We start from the raw sequence: 4,543 nt of genomic DNA on the forward strand, positions 1-4,543 counted from the left end.
TCTTTCAAATCTCTCTTCAGTTGATCAATGAGCCTTCTGAAGCTTGCTGCATCAACCTGTCCGCCGCGCGAGGCGACCAAGGCATTGATCTGACGCTCCTCCGCCAGGCGTGCATGAGCACGGCACAGAATGTCGACCTGCTGAAGCGTGTAGCCCTGGATGTCCTGCAGGCTGTGGCCAGCCTCTACCAGCCGCGCAATTGAAAGCTGGATCGCATTACCCTGCGCTGCAATGTCCGCACCCCGCAGATCACGCGGCACTGCGCTCTGAACTCTCTCAAACAAGGTTGGATTCGCTTCAATCGCGGCTTTGACCACCCCCCGGAACTCGTCCTCCGCAAGAGCGTCCAGCCATCCGAGCGAACGCCCGGTCAGCATCTCGATCACCCTTGCGTTTGCATGGGCCACGTCAGGTAAAACTTCCCCCTCCCCGGAAAAGTCGCTGCGGCTGTACCACTGCATGAAAACCGGCAAATCACGCATGGTCAGCGGCTTGATCCGAATCATTTCATGTGTCAGCTGTACATCGACGCCCGCACCGAAAAGGGCGAGTATTTCTTGATATGGGCCGCACTCAGGCCGCTCCGCTCGAATCTGCTCTTTCATGGCATCACCTCATCCACGGCCTGGAACTATGTCACTCACAGCCCGCTCGTCATCGGGGTCGGCATCCAGCCCCTTCCAATACTGCGCATAGGGACTATCATCGGCCGGCACCATCACCATCACACAGCCGCAGTTGATCGTCTCGCCGATCGGCGCTGCCGGATCGTGCGGAGACATCATCTTCAAGGGCGCGCCCTTTTCGGTTGTCAGGTCGAAAGAATCTCCAATCTTTCGGACCTGGCCATGAATCACCCGATGATTTACGCGCGGTTCGGCGCGACCCTTCGAACGAATCCACTTCTTGCGCATCAGCCCCGGATAGACGGCTTCCACCTGCTCCATGCGCATGCGGGACGCATTGGCATAGATGCGGGCCGTCTCGTTGTAGAGCACCCCTTGCGCACGGCGCATCGTCATGCCCAAACGCTGCGCGATTTCACGACGTACAGTGCTGCGGTCGAGGACTCCCGTCACTACCAGCCCCAACCGCGTATTGATCGCATCGACAAGCTCCAGCGTGATGCCTTCGATCTTCGAGGTCATGAATTCGCGCATTGCCACCAGCAGCGGCATGTCGATCATCGGCGGCGGGGAGAGGCGCACTACGCGCAACCCGGTATCCACCAAATGCACACCCTCTGTCGTCATCTGCGCGCCGGCGATCGATGCCTGTACGCCGGCCGTCCTACCGGCCTCCTCAAGCGCGCGCCTCACCTCGGCCAAGATGGTCGAAAGCCGCCACCGCTCAGGCTCGGACGGCTGTCCATCCAAAATCCTTACGATGCGCTGCTCGGCCTCCTCGAGGATGCGCCGCACTTCAGCCACCGTATCCCGCACGATCCGCGATCGCGTTCGCAGTGCGTCCCCATAAATCCGCTGATCGTCAGCAGCACTCACATCGCCTCCCCGAATACACGCAACATGATGCGATCAAGTAGAGCGCGCACCGAACCTTCGATCGCGCCCTCGCTGGCCTCCAAGGCGTCGCCGAACATCCGCGTCGGTCTCGTACCCGGGTGATTCACCTCTTGCGCAAACACGGGACCGCCGACACCTGTAAAGGAAAGCACTCTCGCATTGCGCGGCCGGATCTTGTGCGGCTTCGTCCCCAGCTCCACCCAGGGCGCGTATTGCTCGTTACTACCGATGATCACAGACACCCCAAGGCTATCCGAGGCGGGCGCCGCCATCCCTAATCCCATCCCCGGCAATTGCTCCAGACCAAACGAGCCGAGCTGCTTTAAGCCGCCATGAGCCCCCAGTGGCTCCACATGCAGGCCCGACTGGATCGAGTTGCGCAACGATCCCGTGCGCACCGGCGTGCGCCGTAGAACCTGTTCTTGAAGGCGCGCCCCAGCCTCCCAGCCCCAGCGCATCATCTCGTCCTGGACAATCTCCGGCGCCTTCTCAATCGCCTGGCGCAACCGCCGCAGATCGTCCCCATCGAACTCGATACGAATCACAGCGTCACCTGCTTCGATCCACCAGGCTCAGCCGCCAGGTCTGGCTGCTGAAAGCCATCTGCCAGCACCAGGTTCTTTTTGCGCTCACGTGCCGCCGCCAGCTCCGCTTCCGGGTCCAACTCGTAGCCCAACCGGCCCGCCACCGTCGCCAGCAAACTTGTCGCCGCCACCTCACCAAGAATGCCGGCCTCCATGGCTGTAACGCAGGCGCCGGCCACCTGACCAAGCGCCGCCGCGTATTTGGTCGTATCGCTCGGGATCATCTCCGGAAACACCGCCTGTACCGCCACACGCGGATCATCCCAATCAGGTTCTCGACCTTCCCGCGCCATGATGGCCTGACGGATCACAAAGCGCCCGGCCTCCTCAAGCATGTAGCGCACTTCACGCTGGCGCATCGAAAACATCCTGTACGTCGGGCCACCCATCTCCGCGGCCGTGGCGAGGTTCACATCACCACCACCACCAAACCAGTGCTCTGGAATGCTTGCCGCACCCAGCACATGATTGCGAAAGAGCCGCGCGCCATGGCTGGTGTCAGACGCCTGCAAATTGGGCGCCTCGGCCTTCCAGGTAACGGATTCATTGTGCACGCGCACGCTGCCAGGCCCCGGAGCCCTGATTTCTTTGGCTAAAGCCTTGACGCGCTCCTCATCCGCGCCCGAGACCGTCACATCCCACACGAACGCACGCAGGAAGTTGTAGCGCTCCAGCTCGCCGAACAGGAACTGGTCATACGCATCCAGCCAATCCGCGGGAGCCCGCAGGTCCGAGCGCCCACGTCGTGTGTCCGAAAGTGTGTTCACGGTGAAATAGAAGACATCGCCATCGGCGAAAGTCTCGCGTAGCGCGCGCGTTCTCTCAGAAAAGAGAGTCTCAGGACCATTCACCACGACCCGATAGCGCCACCCCTTTTCCAGCGCCCCGCGGCCGACGATCAGGCCGATCGGCTGCTCCGGGTTGTCCGGGTCGACCACCACCTCTTTCAGAGCGGACGGATGGACATGGCCAAGCTGTACCGCACCCGATATTTCATTTACGAACACCCTCCATATTTGCTCCCCGAACAGCGAAAGCTCACGCACCCTCAGGGGAAGCTTCTTGTCCATCATGTTGATCGGGTGCCGCCAAAAGCTGTCGAGCACGGGCTGCCACGCTTCATCCGCTGCCACCAGCCTGACGCCATCACCAAGGATGTACGCGATCGGCAGTTCAACGATCCGGTTCGCAATCGCGTTTGCATCCCACAAATAGACGGCTGTCTCGCGCATCTTCTCCTGAGACAGCAAACCGAGATCGCGCTCGGCATTGGCAGTCAAACGCGACCACTGCTCATCATCAGCATCTACGGTCTGCCCCAGCGCCTCAGTGAGCCGCACCTTTTCCTCGGCAGGCGCCGCTCCAAACATCCGTTTCAACCCTGAGAAAACACCCACGTCTGCCTCCCTTTCCCGGTCAGGGCATGTTCTTGTAGAAAGATCGCCAATCGGCCACTGCCGCGCCGTAGATATGGCGAATCTTCAGCACCACCTGGTCATTGCTGAAGAGCGATCCCGCCGTGGCCCCATCCGAGACGAACAGCTCGGGATCCTCATTGCCCTCGAAAAAGGCCACGTCTATCGTCGGGTGTGCCGCGGGATCACCGATCAGGCACCAGTCGCTCGCGGCCTCCCATGAAGGTACGGACAGCACCTCGAGTTTGCGCGACTGGATGAAGCTGAAGTCCTGGTTCGTGGTCCGCTGAAGCAGGTTGAACGCTGTCTCTTCCAGCTCGAACGGCACGGCGATGAACTTCGGTCGAATGAAGTTGCGCCTTCTCAGGTCCGTATCGGCAAACGCACTTTGCGTGCGATAGGCGCCCGCCAGGCCCGCGGCAGACAGCGCCGCACTGCCGAGGTTGCCCCGCCCGATGCTGAACAGCGGCGCTCCGTCATGGATCGCCGGGTTGATCCGCATGAAATCGAACACGGTATCGAACAGCGTATGCGCGGCAGCCAGAGCCAGTTCGCGAATGATTTCGCGCACAAGGCCGATATCATCGTTTCGGATGGCTTCAAGGGTGATCGATTCCGTTCCGCCTCGCTTCGTCAATTGGAGCTGATAGGATCGTTCGCCCGGGCTCTGCAAGGGTGCGTAGCCTTCACCTTCTGCCACTTCGGCGAGGTTGCCATAGCCCCCGATCACACACTGGGCATGACTACGAAAATCCGACAACGGCCCGGTTCGCACGATCTTCTTCCAGGCTTCCAACTGCGGTAGATCGCCGTAGCTTCGCAGGAACTGGCGGTTGACTGAGCTGCCCCACGAATTTCGTCTTCCAGCGTAGTCGTCGTAGGATCGACACAACGAGAGGAAGAACGACGTGAAGCGCATCCCGAAACAGGAATACACGGCTGAGTTTTCAAAGGAGCAGGCCGTCAAAAGCGAAACTGACGAGGTCGGCAGCATTCGGCCGTGTTTGCCGAGGAAACTGGG

5 protein-coding genes are annotated in these 4,543 nt (G+C 60.6%); all 5 read right to left on the reverse strand.

Annotation, left to right across the window (positions count from 1 at the left end; all coding sequences use genetic code 11):
• The coding region (locus TBU01S_RS22350; RefSeq protein WP_157659258.1) for a hypothetical protein at positions 1–605 on the reverse strand (605 nt) is incomplete at its 3' end.
• Between the two features lie 9 nt (positions 606–614).
• Positions 615–1,502, reverse strand: coding sequence for a putative phage head morphogenesis protein (locus TBU01S_RS22355; protein ID WP_068639694.1), 888 nt, complete (start codon positions 1,500–1,502; stop codon positions 615–617).
• On the reverse strand, positions 1,499–2,068 hold the full coding sequence (locus TBU01S_RS22360) for an HK97 gp10 family phage protein (protein ID WP_068639695.1): 570 nt from the start codon (positions 2,066–2,068) through the stop codon (positions 1,499–1,501). Before TBU01S_RS22360 ends, TBU01S_RS22355 begins: the two co-directional genes overlap by 4 nt.
• On the reverse strand, positions 2,065–3,504 hold the full coding sequence (locus TBU01S_RS22365) for a hypothetical protein (protein ID WP_157659259.1): 1,440 nt from the start codon (positions 3,502–3,504) through the stop codon (positions 2,065–2,067). Before TBU01S_RS22365 ends, TBU01S_RS22360 begins: the two co-directional genes overlap by 4 nt.
• Before the next feature lie 19 nt (positions 3,505–3,523).
• Positions 3,524–4,543 (reverse strand): phage major capsid protein (locus tag TBU01S_RS22370; RefSeq protein WP_217999686.1); only part of this gene is annotated, 1,020 nt, incomplete at its 5' end.

The sequence above is a fragment of the Thauera butanivorans NBRC 103042 genome (genome assembly GCF_001591165.1).
GTDB lineage: Bacteria > Pseudomonadota > Gammaproteobacteria > Burkholderiales > Rhodocyclaceae > Thauera > Thauera butanivorans.